Genomic DNA, 23,767 nt, shown 5'->3' on the forward strand with positions numbered 1-23,767 from the left:
GCGGATAGTTGGTGTCCCTATCCTGGTCGAACCAGTCCTCTGACTTGCTCTTAGGCGCCATATGCTTGCGCTTGGCGGCCAACTAAGGGCCTGAATTCGCTATGCCGTTGGGTACGAGGATGATTTTGACGCCGGCGCCAGCCGTCCGCCTACGGGCGCCACGCGTGCCTGATCGCAGTTCGTCGCTTTTGGGCTACTTTTAGTTGGCGAGGGCGTGCGCTCGAGCCTTGCGAAATTCTGATGGATTCTTGCCCGTCCAGCGGCGCCAAGCATGGCTGAACGAACTGGGTTGCTGAAATCCTAAGAGCCACGCGATCTTTGAAACGGGCAGCCGCTGGTCCTCGAGATAGCGCTCAGCTTGTTCACGTCTAAAATCGTCGAGGATCTCCCCAAAGCTCAGACCTTCCATCGCCAGCCGACGAGCAAAGGTCCTTTCACTTAAGCCCAGCTGCCGCGCGACTGTCTTTGCTTGGGCATCGGCATGTGGCAGGAGAGGTGCGATCGTGTTTTCGACCAGCGTGCGGAATGGACTTACGTTTGATGGTCGCTGCGCAATCGCTTCTTCGCAATTCCTTACCATCAACTCATTCAGGAACGGGTCGGCGTTGATGAGTGGCATATCGAATACTTCACCATCAAAGCACACCTCATCAACCGATGCGCCAAACTCAGGAAGGCAACCGAACAGCCGTTGTATCTCGACCAGCTCGCCGGATCGATGATGCGCGAACTTTACGGAGACGGGCGCGATCCTTCGTCCAACCAACTCCCGGCACAGCCGCACGAATGCGAATGTCAGAAATTCCATCTGGTGCCGATCCAGGTGCCGAGGAACCCCGGTGTACGAAATGGATACGCTGAATAGCTTGCCTTTGCTCAGCCGCACCATGAGCGCTTCGTTGCCAAGCCGCGCATATCTTTCGAGACGCTTGACCGCGTCACCAAGTTGATAGGATGACGCAGCCGCATAATAGAGCATGCTCAGTTCGCGCAGGTCGAAATCGCGCGCCAGCGTCAGCCCGATCCAGTCATCCTTTGTCGCACGGGAGACCAATTCCAGGAAATTGATCTGCGAAATGACGCTGATGCCAAGGCGATCAGCAAGGGCCGCGGCAGGCACACCCGCTTGCGAGAGCAAACGAGCCGGGTCTATGTGTCGCCGTTTGAGTTCAGCCAGCGCCAACCTGAGAGCCAAGCCCGCCGTCCTCGGCGTGGCGGTCAGCGTCTGCGAAATCGTCTGGTTTTGTTCCATCACCGACATCTGCCAATGGGAACGCCGCTCCGCCGAACAATATGAGACTTACGGTAGCCAAGCGCAAACTTTTGTCGCTCGGTCTTCCGCTTACGGCATCGGCCGGCGAGGCAATGAAGGATAAGACGCTGGTGATCGGGCAATCGGACCCTGGCCGGCCTTTCTGATTTCTATTTGCTACCTTGCCTGGACCCGTTGTACGTTAAGTCGAAGTTCTATAATGAAAACAATGTTTAGAATTCAGTGGGATCAATGCTCTCCTTCGTTCCGGGGAGAGACAGCCCGCAGGGTGGGGGCCGGGGACTCTCGATCGTTGGCTTCATTTGCGCGCTCACCGGCACTGCCGGTCTGCCGAAGCCCCACCCCGACCCTTCGGGTCGCCCCTCCTCGCATGGTGGAGGGAGATAATAGCAATGCGTGGCAGGTCTCCACATGACCACCCTGCCCCACGCCTATTTCAACCCGCCGCGCCGGCTGCCTTTCGTGCTGCCCACCCCGCCCGAAGGCAAGAAGCTCATCTCGCTCGCCATCAATGAGAGCCCCTATGGCTGCTCGCGCCAGGCTCAGGCTGCGGCGGAGGCGCGCTTCGGCGATCCCAACCGCTATCCCGATCCCTCGAGCGCCGACTTGCGCCGCGCCATCGGCGGGCAATTCGCGCTGGACCCCGAGCGCCTCGTCTGCGGCAACGGTTCGGAGGAACTGCTCGACGTCGTCGCCCGCATGTTCGTGCGTGCCGGCGATCAGATCGTCATGTCGCATTCGGGCTTCTTCCAGTTTGCAGTGGTGGCCGCCCGCCTCGGCGCCGAGCTCCTGCGGGCACCCGAACGCGACTATATCACCGATATCGACGCCTTGCTGGGCCTCATCACGACCAGGACCAAGCTGATCTTCCTCGCCGTGCCCAACAACCCGACCGGCGTGCTTCTCCCGGTGGACGAGGTGATCAGGCTGCACCAGAAGCTGTCGCCGCATGTCGTCCTCGTCCTCGATCTCGCTTATGGCGAGTACATCGACAAGGTCGATCTCGACCGCCTGATGCGTTATGGCGGGTCGCATCCTAATATCGTCGTCACCCGCACCTTTTCGAAGGCCTATGGGCTGGCCGCATTGCGGGTCGGCTGGGCGGTGGCGCCCGACTGGATGACGCCAGGCCTCAACCTCATCAGGGGGGTGGGCAATATCAACGCCATCGCCCAGGCGGCGGCTGCAGCGGCCGTCACCGACCAGGTCTTTGTCGACCGTGTGGTCGCCGAGACCACCGCCGAGAGGGCTTTCATGGCCAGGCATTACAGCCGGCTCGGCCTGCATTTTCTGCCCGGATTCGGCAATTTTCTGCTGACCCGCTTCCCCGACGAGGAAAGCCGGTCGGCCGCCCGCTTCATTGATTTCGCCATGCTTGAGGCGGGCATATGGCTGCGCCCGGTGGGCGAGCCGGGCTTTGCCAATTGGAGCCGCATCGGCCTCGGCAACCGGGTCGAGAACGAGCTCCTGATCGGGCTCCTGGAGAAGTTCCTGAAATGAGCTGACAGGCTCATCGGGGCCAAAGTAGTATGGGCAAATCTAAAAACCAGGGAGGAATATAATGAGGAAATCTATCGTGATGGCGGCCATGGCGAGCCTCGTCGCCTCGACCGCCATGGCGCAGGCGGAGGACGTCAAGATCGGCGCGTTGATGGACGTGACCGGCCCTCTGGCGAGCTTCATCCCGCCTTTGATGAATGCCGCCAACTTCGCCATAAAGAATGTGAATGACGGCGGCGGCCTTCTCGACGGCAAGGCCGTGCTGGTGGTCGGCGACAGCCAGGCCGCCTCGCAGCCGGCGGTCGACGCCGCCAACAAGCTGATCAATGTCGAGAATGTGCCGATTGTCATGGGGGCGCTGGCTTCGGGCTCCACCATCGCCGCCGCCACCGCGGTCACCATTCCGGCCGGCGTCGTGCAGATCTCGCCGACTGCCACCTCACCCGCCATGACCGATATGAAGGACGGTGACCATCTCTTCCGTCTCGTGCCGAGCGACAACTACCAGGGCGACGTGCTGGCCAAGATCGTGCTCGACGAGGGCATCAAGAAGGTCGCCATCACCTATGTGAACAACGACTATGGCGTCGGCATCGCCAACACCTTCAACGCCGCCTTCAAGAAAGCGGGTGGCGAGGTGACGGCTTTCGAGAAGCATGAAGACAAGAAGAACTCCTACCGCTCAGAGATCGCCACGCTTGCCAAGAACGGACCGGAGGCCCTGGTGGTCATCGCCTATGCCTCGGGCTCGGGCTCGAAGATCGTCAAGCAGGCGATAGAAGGCGGCTTCTTCCAGCGCTTCATCGGAACTGACGGCTTACGCGACGACCAGCTCATCAAGGAAGTGGGCGCCGACGCGTTGAAGGATTCCTTCTTCTCCGCGCCGACATCGCCCGACAAGAACGAGGCTTCCGCCAAGCTGCATGAGGCTTTCAACGCCGAATTCAAGGAGGGCGCCGACAAGCCCTTCGTCGACCAGACCTATGATGCGACCTTCCTTGCGGCCCTCGCCGTCGAGAAGGCGGGCTCCACCGACCGCACCAAGATGAGCCAGGCCCTGCGCGACGTCGCCACCGCGCCCGGCGAGGTGATCGGCCCCGGCGAATGGGCCAAGGCCAAGGAGCTGATCAAGGCCGGCAAGGACATCAACTATGAGGGGGCTGGCGGCTCCTACGAGTTCGACGCCAATGGCGATGTGACGGGCTATATCGGCAAGTTCATCGTCGACGGCGACACCTACAAGCAGATCGCCATATTCCAGTGATGTATTTCCCCTCTCCCCCGCCGGGGGAGAGGGAGGGATCCAATGCGCAGCATTGGGAGGGTGAGGGGGATCAGCCGAGAAGGCTACCCAACAGCTCATCCTGACTTGCGCACAGGTTCCCCCTCACCCTAACCCTCTCCCCCGCAGGGGGAGAGGGGATTTCGGACCAGAGGCCTCGTGATCACGCTTGAAAACATCGTTATGCGCTTCGGCGGCCTCCATGCCGTCGATGATGTCAGCTTTGCCATCGACAAGGGCGTGATCACCGGCCTCATCGGCCCCAATGGCGCCGGCAAGACGACGCTCTTCAACATCATCGCCGGACGGCTTTTCCCCACTTCCGGCCGCGTGCTGCTCGAAGGCGAGGACATCACCCATCTTCCTCCCCATGTGAGAAGCCGCAAGGGCCTCGCCCGCACCTTCCAGATCCCGCATGAATTCGGCGGCCTGACCGTGCTCGAGAATCTGATGGTCTCCGGCGACACCAGCCAGGGTGAGAATGCCTTCAACGCCGTTCTGCGCCGAGGCCTGTTTCTGCGCGAGGAGCGCGCCGTCTATGAGCGCGCCCGCGATACGCTCGACTTCCTCGAGCTTTCCCCTGTGAAGAACGAGAAGGCCGGCAATCTCTCGGGCGGCCAGAAGAAACTGCTCGAGCTCGGCCGCACCTTGATGCGCGAGCCGCGCCTGATCCTGCTCGACGAGATCGGCGCCGGCATCAACCGCACGCTGCTCGGCAAAATTGCCGAGAAGATCAAGCGCCTCAATGCCGAGCGCGGCTTTACCTTCTGCCTCATCGAGCATGACCTCGATTATGTCTCTAGACTCTGCTCCGATGTCATCGTGATGGCGCAAGGGTCCCTCCTCACCCGCGGCACGATCGAGGAGGTGCGTCAGGACGAGGACGTCATCGAGGCCTATTTCGGCGGCGGCAAATACGAGGTCGGCCTGTGAGTGCCCTTCTCGCCATTGACCGCCTCACCGCCGGCTATGGCGGCCTGCCCATCATCGACAAAATCAATCTCCGGGTGGCGCCGAAGGAGATCATCGTCGTCATCGGGCCCAATGGCGCCGGCAAGTCGACGGTGCTCAAGTCGGTCTTCGCGTTGACCAGCATCATCTCAGGCTCGATCCAGTTTGCGGGCCAGGAGATTTCACGGCTGGCGACCCAGAAACTGGTGCCCATGGGCATCGCCGCCGTGCCGCAGACGCGCAATATCTTCCCTTCCCTCACCGTGAGGGAAAATCTCGATATCGGCACCTATGCGGCGCCGCCGCGCAACCGGGCGCAGGTCGAAGAGAGCGTTCTCACCCTCTTCCCCGACCTCAAGGCCAAGCTCGACCAGCCGGCGGGCGAGCTCTCGGGCGGCCAGCGCCAGATGGTCACACTTGGCCGCGCGCTGATGAGCGAGCCCAAGCTGCTCCTGCTCGACGAGCCGACCGCCGGCCTGTCGCCCGCCTATCTCGAGCGCATCTTCGATCTGATCCTCGATATCCGCGAGACCGGCATCACCATCCTGATGGTCGAGCAGAATGCCAGACAGGCGCTGAGCATCGCCGACCGCGCCTATGTCCTGGTCAATGGCCGCAACTTCGCCTCCGACACCGGCGCCAGTCTCCTCGCCAATGACGAGATCCGCCGCTCCTTCCTGGGAGGTGCTCGCCCGTCATGATGGATAGCCTCTTTAAGCTAACCCCTCCGTATTCCCCTTCTCCCGCTTGCGGGGCGAGGTACGACGGCGAAGCCGTCAAAAAGGTCCAGTGGACCTTTTTGAGTACCGAGCGCCGGAGCGCAAGCGGAGGCCGGGTCAGGTGCCCGATAGGACGGATGAGGGTGCTGGTCGGGCAAACGGCGCTGTCACAGAACTGCATTCGGTGCAGCAGCAGGCCTTTAAGAATATCGCCTGTGGAAAGACACCCTCACCCGGCCTTCGGCCACCCTCTCCCGCAAGGCGGAAAATTTGAGGCGATACCCGCCGTAATTTCCCTGAGCGATGAGCGCCCGTCATGATGGAGTTCATCAACTTCTACCTGATCCCCGGCCTGGCGCTCGGCTCGGTCTATGCGTTGGGCGCCATCGGTATCTCGATGATCTTCGGCATATTGCGCTTCGCTCACTTCGCCCATGGCGATGTGATGACGCTCGGCGCCTATGGCACGCTGACGGCTGTCTGGATGTCAGGGCTGCATCCGCTGCTGATGCTCCCCGTCGGCATCGTGCTGGTGGTGCTGGCGGTGCTCGCCGTCGACAAGGTCTTCTACAAGCCGCTGCGCGACCTGCCGACCATCTACACCGTGATCGCCTCTTTCGGCGTCGCGCTGATCTTCCGCTCGCTCATCCAGCTCATCTGGGGCTCGCAGAACGAAGTGTTCATCCGGGGTGTGCAGAAACCAGTCGTTCTCTTTGATTTGATTCGCGTTTCCCTGCTCCACATCGAGTCGATCGCGATCATCGTAGTGGTCGCGATCGCGCTTCATTATTTCCTGTCGCGCACCCGGACCGGCCGCTCCATGCGCGCCGTCTCCGACAACGCCGAACTCGCCCGGGTGGCGGGGCTCGACACCGAGAAGGTCGTGCGCTCGACCTGGATCATCGGCGGCAGCCTCGCGGCAATCGCCGGCGTTCTTGCCGGCCTCGACACCAACATCCAGCCCAATCTCGGCTGGAACCTCATTCTGCCGATGTTCGCGGCAGCTGTTTTGGGTGGCATCGGCAAGCCCATGGGGGCGCTTCTGGGCGGCATGGTCATCGGACTGATCGAGGAGCTGTCTTCCTATCCCTGGATCACCGACGAGCCCTTGATCAATCCGAGCTACAAGACCGCGACCGCCTTCCTCATCATGGTGATCCTGCTTATCTTTCGCCCGCAGGGCCTGCTCAAGGGGAGGCTCTTCTGATGGATCCGGTTGGCCTCCTGTTCTATCTCGTCGCCTTCCTGATCATGGGCGGCATCTATGCCATTCTCTGCCTCGCCCTCAATGTGCAATGGGGCTATGGCGGACTTTTCAATGCCGGCATTGCCGGCTTCTTCGCCGTCGGCGCCTATACATCGGCCCTGCTAACCGCCGCTCCGGCCGCGACGCATCTGGGCGGCTATGAGCTTCCCGTGGTGGTCGGCATCATCGCCGCCGCGGTGACCGCCGGCCTCACCGGCTGGGCCGTCGCCAAGATCTGCATCAGGCTCAAGAGCGACTATCTCGCTATGGCTTCGATCGGCATTGCCGAGATCCTGCGCATGGTGATCGTCAATGAGGACTGGCTGACCAATGGCAGCCTCGGCATCACCAACATCCCGCGCCCCTTCGATGGGCTGGTCCAGGGCCGCGCCGCCGACATCCTCTTTCTCGTCTTCGTCTGGCTGGTCGTGGGTATCGTTTATCTGATCTGCAACCGCCTCTATGACAGCCCCTGGGGCCGCACCTTGCGCGCCGTGCGCGACAATGAGGACGCCGCCCGCGCCGTCGGCAAGGATGTCGACGCCTTCCGGCTGCAGACCTTCGTCATCGGCGCGGCGCTGATGGGCATCGCCGGCGCCCTCAGCGCCCATTATTTCCGCTTCCTCTCCCCCGAGGCGACCGAGCCGCTGTTCATCACCTTTCTGGTCTGGGTGATGCTGATGATGGGCGGTAGCGGCAACAACAAGGGCGCCATCGTGGGCGCGCTCGCCGTCTGGGCCATCTGGTCTCTGACCGAGATATTGACCAACCGCTTTCCGGCGGAGCTCGCCACACGATCGTCTTATATCCGCATGCTGCTGATCGGCCTATTGTTGCAGGTTGTTCTGCAGAGATACCGCTCAGGGCTTCTGCCCGAACGTTCGCCCGGCATCGCTTTTGACAAGGACAAAGACAAGACCCATGGCTGACTGGATCAAACGCTTCTCGCTCACCGGCAAGGCGGCACTCGTCACCGGCGCCACCAAGGGCATCGGTCTCGACATCTGCAAGGTTCTGGCCGATGCCGGCGCTGATATCGCCGCCGTGGGGCGTGACGAGGCGGGCCTCGCCGAGGTCAGCCGAGCGGTCGAAGCCCTGGGGCGCAAATGCGTGACGATCGCGGCCGATCTCGCCAGCGCCGAGGGCCCTATCGAGGCGGCGCGCACGGCGCTGCAGAGCTTCGGCACCATCGACATCCTGGTCAACAATGCCGGCATCGCCCTGATCGACACGCTGCTCGAAGCGTCGATCGACGACTGGGACAAGACCATGGCGGTCAATCTCCGCGCGCCCTTCCTACTTGCCAAGGAGCTGGCGCCCAAGATGATCGCCCAGCGCGCCGGCAAGATCATCAATATCTCGTCGCAGGCCGGCATCGTCGCCATCGACGGCCATGCCGCCTATTCAGCCTCCAAGGGCGGCCTCAACATGCTGACCAAGGTCATGACCTGCGAATGGGCCAGGCACAATATCCAGACCAACGCCATCTGCCCGACGATTATCCTTACCCCCATGGGCGAGCAGGTCTGGGGGGATCCAGCCAAGGGCAAGCCGATGCTCGACAGGACGCCGCTCGGCCGCTTTGGCAAGCCGCAGGAAGTGGCTGATCTCGTGCTTTACCTCGCCTCGCATGCCTCGGACCTCGTCTGCGGCGAGACGATCCTGATCGACGGCGGGTTTACCGCGCTTTGAGATAGCTCCGCGGAGCATGGCATGACGATTTCGGTGGGCATTATCGGGACAGGCGTGATGGGCGCCGATCATGCACGCATCCTCGCATCGCAAGTGGCGGGCGTCCGCTTGCATGCGGTGACGGATACCGATCCCGGGCGCGCCAGATCCGTTGCCGATGCGACCGGCGCCGATCATGTAGCGGCCAATCCGATGGCCCTCATCAATGACCCGGGCGTCGACGCCATTCTCATCGCCTCCCCCGACCAGACCCATCGTGAGCTCACGCTTGCTTGCCTGGCGGCGAGGAAACCCGTGCTGTGCGAAAAGCCTCTGGCGCCTACCGCGCGCGAATGCCTTGATGTTTTAGCGGCGGAAGTGGCGCTCGGCCGTCGTCTGGTGCAGGTCGGCTATATGCGGCGCTTCGATCCGGCCTATGTCGAGATGAAGGCCACACTGCAATCCGGCCGATTGGGGCGGCCGCTTTTCTTCCATTGCATTCATCGCAACCTGTCGGCCCCGCCTTGGTTCGATTCCAGGATGGCCATAACCAACTCGGCGGTCCACGAAATCGATATCGCGCGCTGGCTGCTCGAAGATGAGCTTGAGAGCATTCAGGTCTTCCGGCCTTCTACCTCGGATCCTCTCGGAGAGGTCTCGCCGGTTTTCCTGGTCATCACGACCGCTCAAGGGCGGATCGTAAATGTGGAGAATAACAACAATGGCGGCTATGGCTATGATGTGCGCGGCGAGCTCGCCTGCGAAAAGGGTTCCGTCTCGCTTCATTCTCCCGTCAACAGTGAGATCAGCATCAACCTGGTACGCGGGACAAGCTACGCGCCGGACTGGCGGCAGCGCTTCGCTCAAGCTTACCGGCAGCAGCTGCAGGCCTGGGTAAATTCCGTCACGACGGGCGTCGCGGTCGGCGCCAGCGCCTGGGACGGCTATGCCGCATCGACCGCCGCGGAAGCTGGCCTCAAGGCCCTTGCCGAGGGGCTGCCCTCCCGGATCACGATGGAACCAAGGCCGGCGCTTTATGCGTGAACGCAGCCGCTCCAGCGCCCTCCCGCATTGTTGCGGTTTCAGCAGCTAGGGTTCGCCGGCACCAACCGATATCGGTGGCAGCTACCCGGAGAATGAATGGCGCCTGTCCGACATCTATTGCAGAGTTGCAGCGCATTGTTTCAATATCGCAACGATCGCTACTGAGAAAAATTACCTAGCGTGAGACGTTCTTGAAGTCGCACAGAAATAAGGAAAAGCGGCACCTTGCTCTATGTATCACGCTCATTTCAACATCGCGTCGGACGCCGTCTATGGCCATTGACCCATGGTGCAACGGCTTAGTTCGCGAGCGAACCCGCCCGACTCACTCGAGGGGATGATGGCAGGCGATCTGGTGGTTCAAGCCGATAGGTTGCAGCGGCGGATCGATGCCGCGGCAGAGCTCCGTGGCTCTCGGACATCTCGTGTGGAAGCTGCAGCCACTGGGCTTGTCCGCTGGATTGGGCGTCTCGCCTTTCAGGATGATGCGCGCACGCCGGCGCTCGCGCGCCGGATCGGGGATCGGGATCGCCGAAAGCAGCGCAGCCGTATAGGGATGGCGCGGCATCCTGAACAGGACGGCGCGCGGGGCGCGCTCGACGATGCGGCCCAGATGCATGACGGCGACATCGCTGCACATATGGGCGACGACGCTCAGATCGTGGCTGATGAACAGCATCGTGAGCCCGCGCTCGGCCTGGAGCTGGCGCAGCAGGTTCATGATCTGCGCCCGGGTCGAGACGTCCAATGCCGAAACAGGCTCGTCGGCCACGATGAAGGCCGGATCGGTGCTGATGGCGCGCGCGATCACGGCGCGCTGGCGCTGGCCACCCGATATTTCATGTGGGTAGCGCGCCATGAAGGCGGTGGCGAGGCCCGCCTGCTCGATGGCGGCCGCGGCCTGCCGCCGAGCATCGGCGCGCGACCAGCCCTGGACGCGCAGATGCTCCACCACCGTGGCGCCGACTGTCATACGTGGATTGAGGGCGCCGGACGGGTCCTGAAAGATGATCTGGCGCTCGCGGCGCAGGCGCGCCACGAAGGAACGCTCGGGCGTGGCCGTATCCTTCCCTTCGAACAGGACATTGCCCAGGCTCGGCTTCTGCAGACCGACCAGTATGCGGCCAAGTGTGCTCTTGCCGCTGCCCGATCCGCCGACCAGCCCCAATGTGGCGCCGCGCGCCACGCCGAGGTCGACGCCGTCGAGCGCATGCAGGATACGATGCCGGCCGAGCGGGTAATGGCGCACGAGATTCTTCGCTTGGATCAGCATGTCCGTCATGGCGCATTCCAGCAGGAGACGAAATGGCCCTCGCCAATCTGCCGCAGCGACGGCGGAACCAGGCAGGCTTCGTTCGCGTTCGTACAGCGCGGCGCGAAGCGGCAGCCCGTCTGGTACTCCGCTCCCTCGACGCTACCGCGAATGGTTGGCACCGGCTCGTCCCAGCCGCTGTCGAGCTGCGGAATGGAGCGCAGCAGTCCATGCGTGTAGGGATGCGCCGGGTTAGCGAACAGCTCCTCCGTGGCCGCCATTTCCACGATCGCCCCCGCATACATGACCGCAACGCGGTCGGTCATGCCGGCGACAACGCCCAGATCATGGGTGATCAGGATGACGCCCATGCCAGCCTCGCGGGCGAGGCCGCGCAACAATTCGAGGATCTGCGCCTGCACGGTGACATCGAGCGCCGTGGTTGGTTCGTCCGCCAGAAGCAGGCGCGGTGCACAGGCCATCGCCATGGCGATCACCACGCGCTGGCACATCCCGCCCGACATCTCATGCGGATAGACCGAAAAGCGCTCCTCGGGCGCGGCGATGCCGACCTTGCGCAGCAGATCGATGGCACGCCCGCGCGCCTCGTGACGAGATATTTCCAGATGCGCCATCAGGGCCTCGACGATCTGGTCGCCGACCCGGATCATCGGATGCAGGGCCGTTGCCGGATCTTGGAAGATCATGGCGATGTCGGCGCCGCGCCGCGCCCGCATCGCCGCCTCGTCGAGGCTCAGAAGGTCGACGCCCTCCAGAAAGGCGGCGCCACCGAGCTGCGCATCGCGCAGGAGCCGCATCAGCGCCAACGCCGTCGTCGACTTGCCGCAGCCCGATTCACCGACGAGGCCCAGCATCTCGCCTTGCGCGACATCGAAAGAAATACCGTCGACGGCGTTCGATCGGCCAAAGGCGACGAGGAGATTCTCGACCCTGAGCAATGGGATGGGCCCCTCGCCCGTCATCGGTCGCGGATCCGCGGATCGAGCGCATCGCGCAGGCCGTCGCCGAGGAAGTTGAAACTCGTCACCGCCAGCGTGATGGCCAGGCCGGGGAAGACGGCGAGCCAGGGATCGACCTGGAAATCGCTCTGCGCATTGGTCAGCATGTTGCCCCAGCTCGCCTCGGGCGGCTGGATGCCGTAGCCCAGGAAGCTGATATAGCTTTCGAGCAGGATGGCATTCGCCGTATTGAGGGTCGCCGCGACCAGGACGGGTGCGAGCGTATTGGGCAGGATCTGGCGCAGGATGATGCGCCAGGACGGCGTGCCGATCATGCGTGCAGCGGCGATGAAGTCGGCCGATTTCAGCACCAGGATCTGCGAATAGACGATGCGCGCGATCTCCATCCAGCAGGTGAGACCGATCATCAGCGCCATTGAAGCGAGACTCGGGGTTACGAAAGCGGCCACGAACAGAAGCAGGAACACGCTCGGAAAACACAGCATGATGTCGGTGAGCCGCATCAGCAGCACACCGATCCAACCACCGTAATAGGCGGCGAAGGCGCCGACCGAAAAACCGACAATGACCGTGACCAGCATCGCGGCGATCCCTACCGAAAGCGAGATCTGGCCCGCATACATAAGCCGGGTCAGCACGTCGCGTCCGAGATCGTCGCTGCCAAGTATGTGGCCCTCCGTCAAAGGCGGCGCATAGCGGTTGGCGATGTCGAGCTCTTCGGGATCATGCGGCGCGAGCCAGGGCGCGCCCGCCGACCCGATCACCAGAATAGCCAGGATCACCAGCGCCAGCAGCGCCAGACGATGGCGCAGCAGACGCCGCAACGCGCTGACGCGGCGCGGCGGTGCCAGAGCCTGGGTTTCGAGGACGGCGTCAGTCGTCATGGAGCTTCACCCGGGGATCGACGAAGGCGACCACAATGTCAGCGAGCAGATTGCCCAGCACGACGACGACGGCGCCGACCATCAGGATCGCCATGAGGACCGGATAGTCGCGGGTGCTCAACGCCGAGATGAACAGCAGCCCCATGCCGGGCCAGCTGAACACTGTTTCCGTGACGAGCGCGCCGCCGACGAGGAGCGGCAATTGCAGGCCGGCCAGCGCCACCAGCGGCACCAGCGCTGCCCTGAGCCCGTGATTCACCAGGACGCGCGAGGATTTGAGCCCTTTGGCGCGCGCGGTGCGCACGAAATCCTGGTCGAGGATGTCGATCATAGAGGAGCGCGTATAGCGGCTCCATTGCGCGACAAGCACCAGGGCCAGGACGGCGACCGGCAGCACCATATGGTGCAGCAGATCTAGGAAGCCGCCGCCGCTCATGCTCATCATGCCGCCTGCCGGAAACCAGCCAAGCGTCTGCGCGAAAAAGAAGATGGCGAGCAGCCCGAACCAGAAGGTCGGCAGCGACAAAGCGATCATGGCGCCAATGGCGGTCGCATAGTCGAAGACCGAATTGCGGCGCACCGCCGCCAGCGTGCCAGCGGCGACGCCGATCACCAGCGCCAATGCCAGGCTCGACCCCATCAGCAGGAAAGTGGCCGGCAGGCGGTCCAGAACGATCTCGCGCACCTGCTGGCCGCCGAAGAAGCTGTACCCCCAGTTGCCGGTGACGAGCCCCCCTGCCCATTTGAGATATTGGACATAGACCGGCTTATCGAGGCCGAACAGCACCTTGACCCGCTCGATATCCTGGGCGGTGACCGTGGGGTTCAGCGTATAGACGGCCAGCGGCCCTCCCGGCGCCAGATGCATCAGCGCGAAGCCGACGATCGAGACGCCAAGCAGGAGGACCGCCGACTGGATGAGCCGGTTGATCAGGAAACGGGCCATTCCCCGGATAATCTGGCTTCGTTCAGCTCAGGTCAACTCGCGGTCCAGTCCGCCGGATTCCAGGTGTTGATCGGCGTATAGGGATTGAGAACATAACCGCCGACGCGGTCTCTCACCCCGACGATGGTCTGATAGGCGAAGATCGGCGCGAAGGGCATTTCGTCCAGAAGGATTTCCTGGATGCGGTCATAGATAGGCTTGCGGTCGTCCTGTTTGACCGTCGCCGCTCCCTTGGCGCAGAGCCCGTCGATCTCTGGATTCTGGTACTGGACATAATTGGAGCCGCTGCCGCCCTTGGCCGGGATCGACGTCGAGATGATGCGATCGCCGTAATCGGGATCGGGATAAAGCAAGGTATCCCAGCCGACCATGAGCGTGTCGAACTCGCTCTTCACTGTGTAATCGCCCCAGACCACCGAAGCCGGCATATTTTTGATGGTCATCTCGACATTGACCTTTTTCAGGTTCTGCTGGACCAGTTGCTGGGCCTGCTCGCGTGCCTTGTTGCCGGCTGTGGTCGACATGGTGAAGGAGAGGCGCACCCCGTCCTTGGCCCTGACCCCGTCATCTGCAACCTTCCAGCCCGCCTCATCGAGAAGGGCCGCGGCTTTGGCGGGGTCGAAGCCTGGATCAACCAGCTTGTTGTTGTAAGCCCAGTGGGTAGTCGGCAGATAGCTCAGCGTCGGAATAGGCACGCCGTAATAAACGGCGTCGATCCAGCCCTTCTTGTCGATCGCCATATAGATCGCCTTGCGCACGCGTTTGTCCGCGAATTGCGGCTTGCCGCAGTTGAAATAGATGAACTCGACGAAGGGCGACGCGCTCGGCGAGACCTTGCAGTTGGGCAGCGTCTTGGCCTTGGCGTAGAGCAAGGGCGGAATGCCCTGCAGCTCATAAATATCGACCTCGCCGGTCTGGAACTGGGCATAGAGCGTCTGCTGGTCCGGCACATATTTCTGGATCAGCGAGGTGAGCTTCGGCGCGCCACCGTGATAATCGGGATTGGGCTCGAACTCGATATGGCTGCCGGCGACCCGGTTCTTGAACTTGAACGGCCCCGTGCCAATCGGCGAAGTATTGAACGGCGCCGTGTTGATGTCGATGCCGCTCAATATGTGCTTCGGAATGATGCTCGTCTTTTGCCACGACACCACATAGGGGGCATAGCTCTCCTTGAGCTTGACGCGCACGGTGTGGTCGTCGACCGCTTCGTAGCTTTCGGCATGCTCATGGCCGTTGCGGCTGCGCACCACCACCTTCGGATCGCGGATGACGTCGAGCGTGAAGATCACGTCGGCGGCCGTGAAGGGCTTGCCATCATGCCATTTGACATCGGGGCGCAGCTTGATCGTCCAGGTCAGGCCGTCGGCGGACAGGCCGCCATTCTCCTGGGTCGGAATCTCGGCGGCAAGATTGGCGATGAGCTTGCCTTCGGGGTCGAATTTCCATAGCGCATCGAAGACGATGAATTCGACCGAGGTCTCGACCCCGGTATTCACATAGAGCAGCGGGTTGAAATTCACTGCTTCCTGGGTGACGCCGATCACCAACTGACCGGCTGCCGCGGCATTTGCGGGCTGCGCGCCAAGACCAGACAAAGCCGCGGCACCGAGGCCGCCGGCGAAAGGCAGCGTCAGGCCAAGCAGGCTGCCGGAGCGCAAAAGTTCCCGGCGGTTGAGCGAAGCGACTGGCAGTTCATCGGCGACGTCACTCATCATTTCACTCCCTTTGTTTTGCGGTCTTGCCGACCGTAGGTAAACCCCAAAGCTAACTCATCAAACATAACTAGACAAGCATGTACACTAACTCCTTCAGTTGCGGCGCAGCATATTGCAGGTGCTAAGCAGAGTACTAGACATATGTGTCTACTAAGCCTAGCCTGCCGCTCCGGTGAAGGAGATACGGCATGAAATCGCATTATCGGGCAGTGGTGATCGGCGGCGGCGTGGTGGGAGCATCCGTCCTCTATCACATGGCGAAATTCGGCTGGACCGATGTGGTCCTGGTCGAGCGTGAGGTGCTGACCGCCGGCTCGAGCTGGCATGCCGCCGGTGGCTTTCATGCTTTGAACGCCGATCCCAATATCGCAGCACTCCAGGCCTATACGATCGACCTCCTCTCGGAAGTCGAGAAGGAATCCGGCCAGGACATCGGCATGCACATGACGGGCGGTATTTCCATTGCCTCCGCGCCTGCACGCTGGGAGTGGCTCAAGGCTTCCTACCGCATCTTCCAGACCATGGGGATCGACGACGTCCATCTCGTCGGCGTCGACGAGATCCGCAAGCGCTGCCCCATCCTCAACACGGAAGGCGTGCTGGGCGGGCTTTATGCGGCAAGGGAAGGCCATATCGATCCGTCCGGAACCGTGCATGCCTATGCTAAGGCCGCGCGCCGTCGTGGCGCAACGGTGATCGAGCACAATCGTGTAATCGAGCTCAAGCTCAGGCCCGACGGCCATTGGGACGTGGTGACGGAACAGGGAACGATTGTCGCCGAGCATGTCGTCAACGCCGCCGGCCTGTGGGCCAAGCGGGTTGGACGCATGGCAGGCATCGAACTGCCTGTCTCGCCGATGGAGCACCACTATCTTGTTACCGAGGCCCTCCCCGAGATCAAGGCGCTCGACGAAGAGCTGCCGCTGATCGTCGACCTCGAAGGCTTCACCTATATGCGCCAGGAGCAGAAAGGCATGCTGCTCGGCATTTACGAGATCAATCACAAGCACTGGAACATGGACGGTGCGCCATGGGACTATGGCATCGAATTGATCCAGGAGGACAAGGACCGCATTGCCGATGAGCTGGCTTTGGGTTTCAGCCGCTATCCCTGTCTTGAGACGGCGGGAATCAAGCGCTGGGTGAATGGCGCCTTCACCTTCTCGCCGGACGGCAACCCGCTGGTCGGGCCGGTGCGCGGCGTGCCGAATTACTGGGTCGCCTGCGGCGTCATGGCCGGCTTCCTGCAAGGCGGCGGCGTCGGCAAGTCGCTGGCCGAATGGATGATCCATGGCGAGCCGGAGGCCGATGTCTTCGGCATGGACGTCGCCCGCTATGGCGACTTCGCCGCGAACCGCGACTATATCCGCCAGACGACCGGCCAGTTCTACTCGCGCCGCTTCGTCATGAGTTATCCCAATGAGCAGCTGCCGGCTGGCCGGCCGCTGAAGACGGCGGGCGCGCATGACGCGATGACCGCCGCGGGCGCCCGCTGGGGCAATTCCTGGGGCATGGAAGTGCCCCTTTATTTCGCGCCCAGGGATTTCGAGGAGCCACCGACCCTCAAGCGCTCCGCCGCTTTCGATCTTGTCGGCGAGGAATGCCGCAAAGTCCGCTCCGGCGTAGGCCTTCTCGATATCACGGCCTTCTCCCGCTACGAAGTGACGGGCCCCGGTGCCGCGCGCTGGCTCGACCGCCTCCTTGCGTGCAAACTGCCCAAGCCCGGTCGCGCCCGGCTGGCGCCGATGCTGGGCGAGAACGGCAGGCTCAAGGGTGATCTGACCGTCTTCAACTGGGGCGACGGCACCTGGTGGATCATGGGCTCCTATTATCTCCGGCAATGGCATATGCGCTGGTTCGAGCAGCATCTGGCCGACGGCGTCGCCGTGCGCGACATTTCCGACGATGTAGTAGGTTTCTCGCTGGCAGGTCCCGCCGCGCGCCAGGTGCTCGAACGCGTGACGCATGAGGATGTCTCGCACAAGGCTTTCGGCTTCCTCGCCTGCCGCACCCTCGATGTCGGGCTGATCCGCGCCAAGGTCGGCCGGCTCTCGGTCGTCGGCGAGCTTGGCTACGAGATCAGCTGCCGGGCCAACGAGCATGCGACACTGAGGCGGACGCTTCTCGAAGCCGGCCACGATCTTGGCGTCGTCGAATATGGCTTCGGCGCCGTCAATGCCTTGCGGCTCGAAAAGAGTTTCGGCATCTGGTCGCGTGAATTCACCCAAGGCTATACGGCCGCTGAAACCGGCATGGACCGCTGGATCGCTTTCGAGAAGGGGGAATTCATCGGCCGCGACGCCGCTCTGAAGGAAAGAGAGGACGGCAAGCCGCGGCGGACGCTCGTCACGCTGGAGATCGATGCCGAGGATGCCGACGCCGGTGGCTATGAGCCGGTCTGGGACAAGGGACACCGGGTCGGCTTCATCACCTCGGGCGGCTATGGCCATACCGTCCGCAAGAGCCTGGCGATGGCGCTGGTCGAGCAGGAGGCGGCCGAAATCGGCCGAGGGCTGTCCACCCATATCGTCGGCGTCGAACGGGCCGCGCGTGTCATTCCCGCCTCCCCCTATGATCCGGAAGGAAGGAAGTTGCGCGCATGAGCGCCAGGACACCCGCCAGATGACCCGCCGCTATTCCGCCTTCTCACTTTTCAAGGAGGGATTGGCCGGCCAGACGGGATGGGAACCCGCCTGGCGGTCGCCTGCCCCCCGCAAGACCTATGATGCGATCATCATCGGCGGCGGCGGCCACGGCCTCGCCACGGCCTATTACCTCGCCAGGACGCATGGCATCGCCAATGTCGCGGTTCTGGAAAAGGGCTGGATCGGCGGCGGCAATACCGGGCGCAACACCACCGTCGTGCGCTCCAACTACTATTATCCCGAAAGCGTGGCGCTCTACGGCTTGGCGCACCGGCTCTATGAGGGCCTGGCGAAGGAGCTGAACTACAACATTATGCTCTCGCAGCGCGGCATGATCTCGCTCTGCCACAGCATGATCGAGATGGAAATCGCCGCGCGCACGGTCAACGCCATGCAGATCAACGGCACCGATGCGGAGCTTTATTCGGTGGAGGATGTGCGCCGGGTGGCGCCGATCTTCAATTTTTCGCCTGCGGCGCGCTTTCCGGTGTTTGGGGGCGTTTGGCAGGGTCGAGCGGGCACAGCGCGCCATGACGCGGTGGCTTGGGGCTATGCGCGCGCCGCGAATAGCCTTGGCGTCGACATCATCCAGAATTGCGAAGTCACGGATTTCATCGTCGCAGGCGGGCGTTGCCGCGGTGTCGAGACCACACGGGGCGAGATGCGTGCCGAGCGCATCGGTATGGCCGTCGCCGGGCACTCCTCGGTACTCGCCGCCAAAGCCGGTTTTCGCCTGCCGATCAATTCCTATGCCTTGCAGGCCTGCGTGTCGGAGCCGGTCAAGCCGATCCTCGACACCGTCGTTCTCTCGCCCGGCACCGGCGTCTATGTCAGCCAATCGGACAAGGGCGAGATCGTCATCGGCGGCGCGCTCGACCGCATTCCCTCTTACGGCCAGCGCGGCAATCTGCCCACGCTCGAAGGCGTGATCGCGGGCCTCCTCGAGATGTTTCCCGCTTTCGGCCAGCTCAAGCTGATGCGGCAATGGGCCGGCATTGTCGATGTGGTGCCCGACTCCTCGCCGATCATCGGCGAATCGCCCTTGCCGGGCCTGTTCCTCAATTGCGGCTGGGGCACCGGCGGCTTCAAGGCCATTCCGGCCGGCGGCACGCTGCTCGCGCATCTTCTCGCCACCGGCCGGCACAATGACATAAGCCGCCCCTTCGATCTCGACCGCTTCGTCACCGGAAAGCTCATCGACGAGGCGGCCGGCTCCGGCATCGCGCATTAAGGCAGGACAGACCATGCAGATATTCATTTGTCCCTTCTGTGGCCCGCGCGAGGAAAGCGAATTCCACTATGGCGGCGATGCCGGCAATGCGCGCCCCGAAGGCGCCGATGTGCCGGCCGAACGCTGGGGGGACTACCTTTACATGCGCAATAATCCGAAGGGTGCCGCCCGCGAGGTCTGGGTCCACATGGCTTGCGGCGAATTCTTCGTGATGGAGCGTGACAGCGTCGGCCACACCGTCACCGCGACGCACGCGCTCACAGATGGAAAGCACCCCGAATGAGCGCCGAACGCCTTTCATCCGGTGGCAGCGCCATCGACCGTTCGCGCCCGATCTCCTTCAGCTTCGACGGGCGCGAGCTCGAAGCCTTCGCCGGCGACACGATCGCCTCGGCACTCCTCGCCAGCGACGTCGCGATTGTCGGCCGCAGCTTCAAGTATCACCGGCCACGCGGCATATGGAGCTCCGGCGTCGAGGAGCCCAATGCTCTCGTCGATATCGCCGGCCGCGGCCCCAATATGCGCGCCACGACGGAGCCCGCCCGGCACGAGATCATCGTGCGCAGCGTCAATGCCTCGCCCGATGCCGCCCGTGATCGCCGCGTGTTCCTCGACCGCTTCGCGCGCTTCATTCCGGCCGCCTTCTACTACAAGACCTTCATGTGGCCGGACTGGCATCGCTTCGAGCCCGGTATCCGCGCCATGGCGGGGCTCGGCACGATCGATCCGGCCTGGGCGGAGCCCAGGCCGGCGGACCAGATCAATCATCACTGCGATGTGCTGATCATCGGTGCCGGGCCGGCGGGTCTCGCCGCTGCACGTTTGGCGGCAGGCGCCGGCCGATCGGTCATGCTTGTCGACGAGCAATTTGTGCCCGGCGGCTCGCTTGGCCATCGCGACGGCGCAGTCGACGGCGAACCTGGCCCCCGTTGGGCCGAGGCCACGGTCGCGGCGCTCAGCGGGGCCGGCCATATCGTCCTCCCCTCGACCACCGCCTTCGGCATCTATGATCACCATCTCGTCGCCCTCAACCAGCGCCATCATGATGGACGGCCGGACACGCTATGGCGGGTCAGGCCGCGCCGGATCATACTCGCGACCGGTGCCATCGAGCGGCCATTGGCTTTCGCCAACAACGACCTTCCTTGCATCATGTCGGCCGATGCGGCGCTCGTTTATTTGCGCCACTACGGCGTGCGTGTCGGGCGCCGGGTGATCGTCGCCACCAGCAATGACAGCGCCTATGAGGTGGCAGGCGCGCTGACTGAGGCGGGTGCCGAGGTCACGCTGGTCGATATGCGCAAGGAGGGATCCCCGACCACCCCGGCGGGCGTTAAGCGTCTCGTCGGACGTCAGATCGCTGTTGCTCAAGGCAAGTTGCGCGTCACCGGTGTCACGCTCGACGACGGCATATCGCTTGCCGCCGACAGCGTCCTGGTTTCCGGCGGCTGGACGCCGACCATCCATCTGTTCTGCCAGGCGCGCGGCAAGCTTGTCTGGAGCGAGACACGCTCGGCCTTTCTGCCGGGGGATCCGATAGAGGGGATTTGGGTCGCGGGTGCCGCCAATGGAACAGTCTCGCTTTCCGAAGTCTTCGCCGATGCCGCGCGGGCAACGGCAACGCTCGGTGAAGCCAAATCTCCAGCTCCCGTCAGCACCGGCCGCGAGACGACCGGCGGCATCGTAGCGGCATGGCCCGCTCCGGGATCGAAAGGGCGCGTATGGATCGACTATCAGAGTGATGTGACGGCCAAGGATGTCGAGCTTGCAGCGCGGGAGAACTTCGTTTCGGTCGAACATCTCAAGCGCTACACCACGCTCGGCATGGCGACCGATCAGGGCAAGACCTCGAATCTCGCCGGCCTGGCCCTGATGGCCGACATCGCCGGCCGCCCGATCGCCGAAACCGGCACCACGACCTACCGTCCACCCTTCACGCCGGTGCCCTTGACGAGTTTTGCCGGCCTGCGGGGCGGCGAGCTGATGGCGCCGGTGCGCCGCCTGCCCCTTGAAAACCTGCATCGCGCCAGCGGTGCGGTGTTCCAGGAATATGGCGGCTGGCTGCGTCCGGCTCACTATGGCGGCGCGGACGCCGATGGCGCGATCCAGGACGAGGCGCGGCGCGCCCGCCTTTCAGTGGCCCTGTTCGACGGCTCCACCCTCGGCAAGATCGAAGTTATCGGCCCTGAGGCTGCAGCCTTTGTCGACTTCATCTACTACAACACCATGTCGACACTCGTACCCGGACGCTGCCGCTACGGCTTCATGCTGTCGGAAAACGGCGTCGTCTTCGATGACGGCATTCTTGTCCGCCTCGACGAACATCGCTTCATCGTCTCCTGCTCCACCTCGCATGTCGCCGCCGTGCATGCGCGTCTGGAGGAATGGCGGCAGGACCGTTTCGGGCGCCGGGCGGTCTATATCCACAACGCCACTTCCGAAATGGCGACGCTCACCGTATCGGGGCCCGCCGCGCGCCATCTCATCGCCTCGCTCGGCCTCGATCTCGCGCTCGACGACGCCGATCTGCCGCACATGGCGGTCAAGGAGGCGAGGTTCGGCAAAGATCGGCTGCGGGTCGCGCGCGTCAGCTTCACCGGCGATCGCAGCTATGAACTATCGATCCGCGCCGACCGGGCGGGAACGCTTTGGGAGCGCTTGCAGGAGGCCGGCAAGGCCTTCGACGCCGTCACGATCGGCCTCGAAGCCTTGATGATCCTGCGCGCCGAGAAAGGCTATATCGTCATCGGCAAGGATACCGACGGCACGACGCTGCCGCATGATCTGGGCATCGACGGCCCGCGCATGAAGCGCCGGAGCGAATATGTCGGACGCCGCTCGCTCTTCACCGATGTCGCGCGAAGAGACGATCGTCTGCAGCTGGTGGGTCTCGCCGTGGCGGACGGAGAGCCGCTGCTCGCGGTGGGTGCCCATGGCATCAAACACGTCAACGGCGCTGTCCGCAGCCAGGGCTTCGTGACCTCGAGTTACAACAGCCCGACCCTGGGGCGGCCGATCGCCTTGAGTCTCATCGAGCGCGGTGCTGCGCGTCATGGCGAGACGATCGACTTCCAGCATATGGGGCAAAGGCGGCGTGCGACGATTGCCGCCCCGTGCGCCTTCGATCCTTCTGGAGAGCGGCTCAATGCGTGATCTCGCCGAAAAATGGTCACCGGCGCCCGATTGGCGAACCGCCACCATCACTGCACCCGGTCTCGCCATCCGCTCGCTCGCCGGCTTCAGCCAGTATCTCATAAGCGGCAATCTCGGCGCCTGGTACGAGCAAGCGGGCTTGGACGGCGCGGCGGCTGGAGCCCTTACGATCGTCCAGGGCGACCCTTACGCATTGCGCGTCGCCCGCGACCGCATTCTGGTGGTATCGACCTCGGTGCTCGCTATCGAGCCGGGCTGGCACGAACAAGGCTTTGCGGTGACCGCCTTCGACGCCGGTCTGCACATGTTCGATATCGAGGGGCCCGCCACGCCGTCTCTGTTCGCGCGCGCGACCACCCTTGACCCCGAAGGCGCGACGGCAAGCGCCGGCCTGCTTTTTGCCGGCACCGCCGTTCTGTGCTGTCGCCACGGCCATGGTGACCGGCTGCGGCTCCATATTGATCGCGCGCTGGCGCCCTATCTCTGGAGATGGCTTGAACGGACGGTTTTGTTGTAAGAGCCTATGGCCAGAATCATTCGCCGAACCCGTGCCCGGACGGCCCCTAAACCTTCAGCGGATCGCATGAGGAAATCGGAAGCCCAGCGTGCCGGCCCTGCCGGCAATATCAAGGTGACCCGCGAGGACTGGCTTGACCTCGCGCTCGAAACCCTTATTTCCGACGGCGTGGAGGGCGTGCGCATCCTGGCGCTCGGACACAAGCTCGGCGTGTCGCGATCGAGCTTCTACTGGTATTTCGAGAGCCGTCAGGATCTTCTCGATCAGCTTCTGGAATATTGGCGCGACAAGAATACCCGCTTCATTATCGAACGGGCCAAGCGACCGGCTCACTCGGTGACGCAGGCCGTGCTCAATGTCTTCGAGTGCTGGGTCGACGAGAACCTGTACAGTCCGAGGCTCGATTTCGCCATTCGCGCCTGGGCAAGAAGTTCGTCGGCCGTTCGTAAGATCATAGACGGCGCCGACAATGAACGTATCGCGGCCTTGCGCGATATGTTCGCCCGTTATGGGTACAGCGAGGAGGACGCCTTCGTCAGGGCCCGCGTCCTTTATTTCATGCAGATCGGCTATTACTCCCTGGAGATCGTCGAACCCATGGCCAGTCGGCTGTCGCTGGTCCCGGCCTATTTGCGCGGCTTCACCGGTCGCGAACCTTTGGAGGGCGAGGTCGAAGCCTTTGCGCGCTATCTCGAGGCGACGGGTTCCTGAATCAGGCTGATAAGACCTAAGTCTGATCGGCGCCTTACTTATGG

The 23,767-nt window shown here is 63.1% G+C and carries 20 protein-coding genes; 14 read left to right on the forward strand and 6 right to left on the reverse strand.

Going from position 1 to position 23,767, the window contains the following annotated elements:
- Positions 1 to 199: 199 nt before the first annotated feature.
- Entirely contained in the window at positions 200 to 1,252 is a 1,053-nt protein-coding gene (locus G5V57_RS32565; RefSeq protein ID WP_165173210.1) for an AraC family transcriptional regulator, read from the reverse strand.
- 432 nt (positions 1,253 to 1,684) lie between these two features.
- Between G5V57_RS32565 and G5V57_RS32570 the strand changes: the two genes are divergently transcribed.
- The 8 genes from G5V57_RS32570 to G5V57_RS32605 all read left to right on the forward strand — a co-directional run bounded on the left by G5V57_RS32570 (position 1,685) and on the right by G5V57_RS32605 (position 9,686).
- Positions 1,685 to 2,773 carry a histidinol-phosphate transaminase gene (locus tag G5V57_RS32570; RefSeq protein ID WP_165173212.1) on the forward strand — a complete coding sequence of 363 codons (1,089 nt, stop codon included), beginning with the start codon at positions 1,685 to 1,687 and terminating at the stop codon, positions 2,771 to 2,773.
- A 61-nt stretch (positions 2,774 to 2,834) separates the two neighbouring features.
- Positions 2,835 to 4,037, forward strand: a complete 1,203-nt coding sequence (locus G5V57_RS32575) for an ABC transporter substrate-binding protein (protein WP_165173214.1) — start codon at positions 2,835 to 2,837, stop codon at positions 4,035 to 4,037.
- A gap of 177 nt (positions 4,038 to 4,214) precedes the next feature.
- A complete protein-coding gene (locus tag G5V57_RS32580) occupies positions 4,215 to 4,988 on the forward strand; it encodes an ABC transporter ATP-binding protein (protein WP_165173216.1) in 774 nt (257 codons plus the stop codon).
- A complete protein-coding gene (locus tag G5V57_RS32585; RefSeq protein ID WP_165173218.1) occupies positions 4,985 to 5,707 on the forward strand; it encodes an ABC transporter ATP-binding protein in 723 nt (240 codons plus the stop codon). Before G5V57_RS32580 ends, G5V57_RS32585 begins: the two co-directional genes overlap by 4 nt.
- 334 nt (positions 5,708 to 6,041) lie before the next feature.
- Positions 6,042 to 6,932, forward strand: a complete 891-nt coding sequence (locus G5V57_RS32590) for a branched-chain amino acid ABC transporter permease (RefSeq protein WP_165173220.1) — start codon at positions 6,042 to 6,044, stop codon at positions 6,930 to 6,932.
- On the forward strand, positions 6,932 to 7,900 hold the full coding sequence (locus tag G5V57_RS32595; protein WP_165173222.1) for a branched-chain amino acid ABC transporter permease: 969 nt from the start codon (positions 6,932 to 6,934) through the stop codon (positions 7,898 to 7,900). The genes G5V57_RS32590 and G5V57_RS32595 overlap by 1 nt, the downstream gene beginning before the upstream one ends.
- Entirely contained in the window at positions 7,893 to 8,663 is a 771-nt protein-coding gene (locus tag G5V57_RS32600) for an SDR family NAD(P)-dependent oxidoreductase (RefSeq protein ID WP_165173224.1), read from the forward strand. The genes G5V57_RS32595 and G5V57_RS32600 overlap by 8 nt, the downstream gene beginning before the upstream one ends.
- 21 nt (positions 8,664 to 8,684) lie before the next feature.
- On the forward strand, positions 8,685 to 9,686 hold the full coding sequence (locus tag G5V57_RS32605; protein WP_165173226.1) for a Gfo/Idh/MocA family protein: 1,002 nt from the start codon (positions 8,685 to 8,687) through the stop codon (positions 9,684 to 9,686).
- Between the two features lie 325 nt (positions 9,687 to 10,011).
- Here G5V57_RS32605 and G5V57_RS32610 read toward each other — a convergent pair whose 3' ends face one another.
- From G5V57_RS32610 to G5V57_RS32630, 5 genes are read right to left on the reverse strand one after another with little or no spacing between them, the layout of a single operon-like run.
- The gene (locus G5V57_RS32610) at positions 10,012 to 10,968 is read right to left on the reverse strand and encodes an oligopeptide/dipeptide ABC transporter ATP-binding protein (RefSeq protein WP_165173238.1); all 957 of its coding nucleotides are present in this window, start codon (positions 10,966 to 10,968) and stop codon (positions 10,012 to 10,014) included.
- The gene (locus G5V57_RS32615) at positions 10,965 to 11,921 is read right to left on the reverse strand and encodes an ABC transporter ATP-binding protein (protein WP_165173240.1); all 957 of its coding nucleotides are present in this window, start codon (positions 11,919 to 11,921) and stop codon (positions 10,965 to 10,967) included. Before G5V57_RS32615 ends, G5V57_RS32610 begins: the two co-directional genes overlap by 4 nt.
- On the reverse strand, positions 11,918 to 12,802 hold the full coding sequence (locus G5V57_RS32620) for an ABC transporter permease (RefSeq protein ID WP_165173242.1): 885 nt from the start codon (positions 12,800 to 12,802) through the stop codon (positions 11,918 to 11,920). The genes G5V57_RS32615 and G5V57_RS32620 overlap by 4 nt, the downstream gene beginning before the upstream one ends.
- Positions 12,792 to 13,748, reverse strand: coding sequence for an ABC transporter permease (locus tag G5V57_RS32625; protein ID WP_165173244.1), 957 nt, complete (start codon positions 13,746 to 13,748; stop codon positions 12,792 to 12,794). The genes G5V57_RS32620 and G5V57_RS32625 overlap by 11 nt, the downstream gene beginning before the upstream one ends.
- 32 nt (positions 13,749 to 13,780) lie before the next feature.
- Positions 13,781 to 15,466 carry a peptide ABC transporter substrate-binding protein gene (locus G5V57_RS32630; protein ID WP_165173246.1) on the reverse strand — a complete coding sequence of 562 codons (1,686 nt, stop codon included), beginning with the start codon at positions 15,464 to 15,466 and terminating at the stop codon, positions 13,781 to 13,783.
- 188 nt (positions 15,467 to 15,654) lie between these two features.
- Between G5V57_RS32630 and G5V57_RS32635 the strand changes: the two genes are divergently transcribed.
- The 6 genes from G5V57_RS32635 (at position 15,655) to G5V57_RS32660 (ending at position 23,723) form a co-directional block, all read left to right on the forward strand.
- Entirely contained in the window at positions 15,655 to 18,069 is a 2,415-nt protein-coding gene (locus G5V57_RS32635; protein ID WP_165173248.1) for an FAD-dependent oxidoreductase, read from the forward strand.
- A 19-nt stretch (positions 18,070 to 18,088) separates the two neighbouring features.
- On the forward strand, positions 18,089 to 19,342 hold the full coding sequence (locus G5V57_RS32640) for a sarcosine oxidase subunit beta family protein (protein WP_165173250.1): 1,254 nt from the start codon (positions 18,089 to 18,091) through the stop codon (positions 19,340 to 19,342).
- Between the two features lie 13 nt (positions 19,343 to 19,355).
- Positions 19,356 to 19,625: a sarcosine oxidase subunit delta gene (locus G5V57_RS32645; RefSeq protein ID WP_165173252.1), complete on the forward strand. Its 270-nt coding sequence runs from the start codon at positions 19,356 to 19,358 to the stop codon at positions 19,623 to 19,625.
- On the forward strand, positions 19,622 to 22,495 hold the full coding sequence (locus G5V57_RS32650; protein ID WP_165173254.1) for a sarcosine oxidase subunit alpha family protein: 2,874 nt from the start codon (positions 19,622 to 19,624) through the stop codon (positions 22,493 to 22,495). The genes G5V57_RS32645 and G5V57_RS32650 overlap by 4 nt, the downstream gene beginning before the upstream one ends.
- Complete coding sequence (locus G5V57_RS32655; protein WP_165173256.1) at positions 22,488 to 23,012, forward strand: hypothetical protein; 525 nt, start codon at positions 22,488 to 22,490, stop codon at positions 23,010 to 23,012. The genes G5V57_RS32650 and G5V57_RS32655 overlap by 8 nt, the downstream gene beginning before the upstream one ends.
- Positions 23,013 to 23,078: 66 nt before the next feature.
- Complete coding sequence (locus G5V57_RS32660; protein ID WP_165173258.1) at positions 23,079 to 23,723, forward strand: TetR/AcrR family transcriptional regulator; 645 nt, start codon at positions 23,079 to 23,081, stop codon at positions 23,721 to 23,723.
- Positions 23,724 to 23,767 lie beyond the last annotated feature (44 nt).

Source organism: Nordella sp. HKS 07, from assembly GCF_011046735.1.
Classification (GTDB): domain Bacteria; phylum Pseudomonadota; class Alphaproteobacteria; order Rhizobiales; family Aestuariivirgaceae; genus Taklimakanibacter.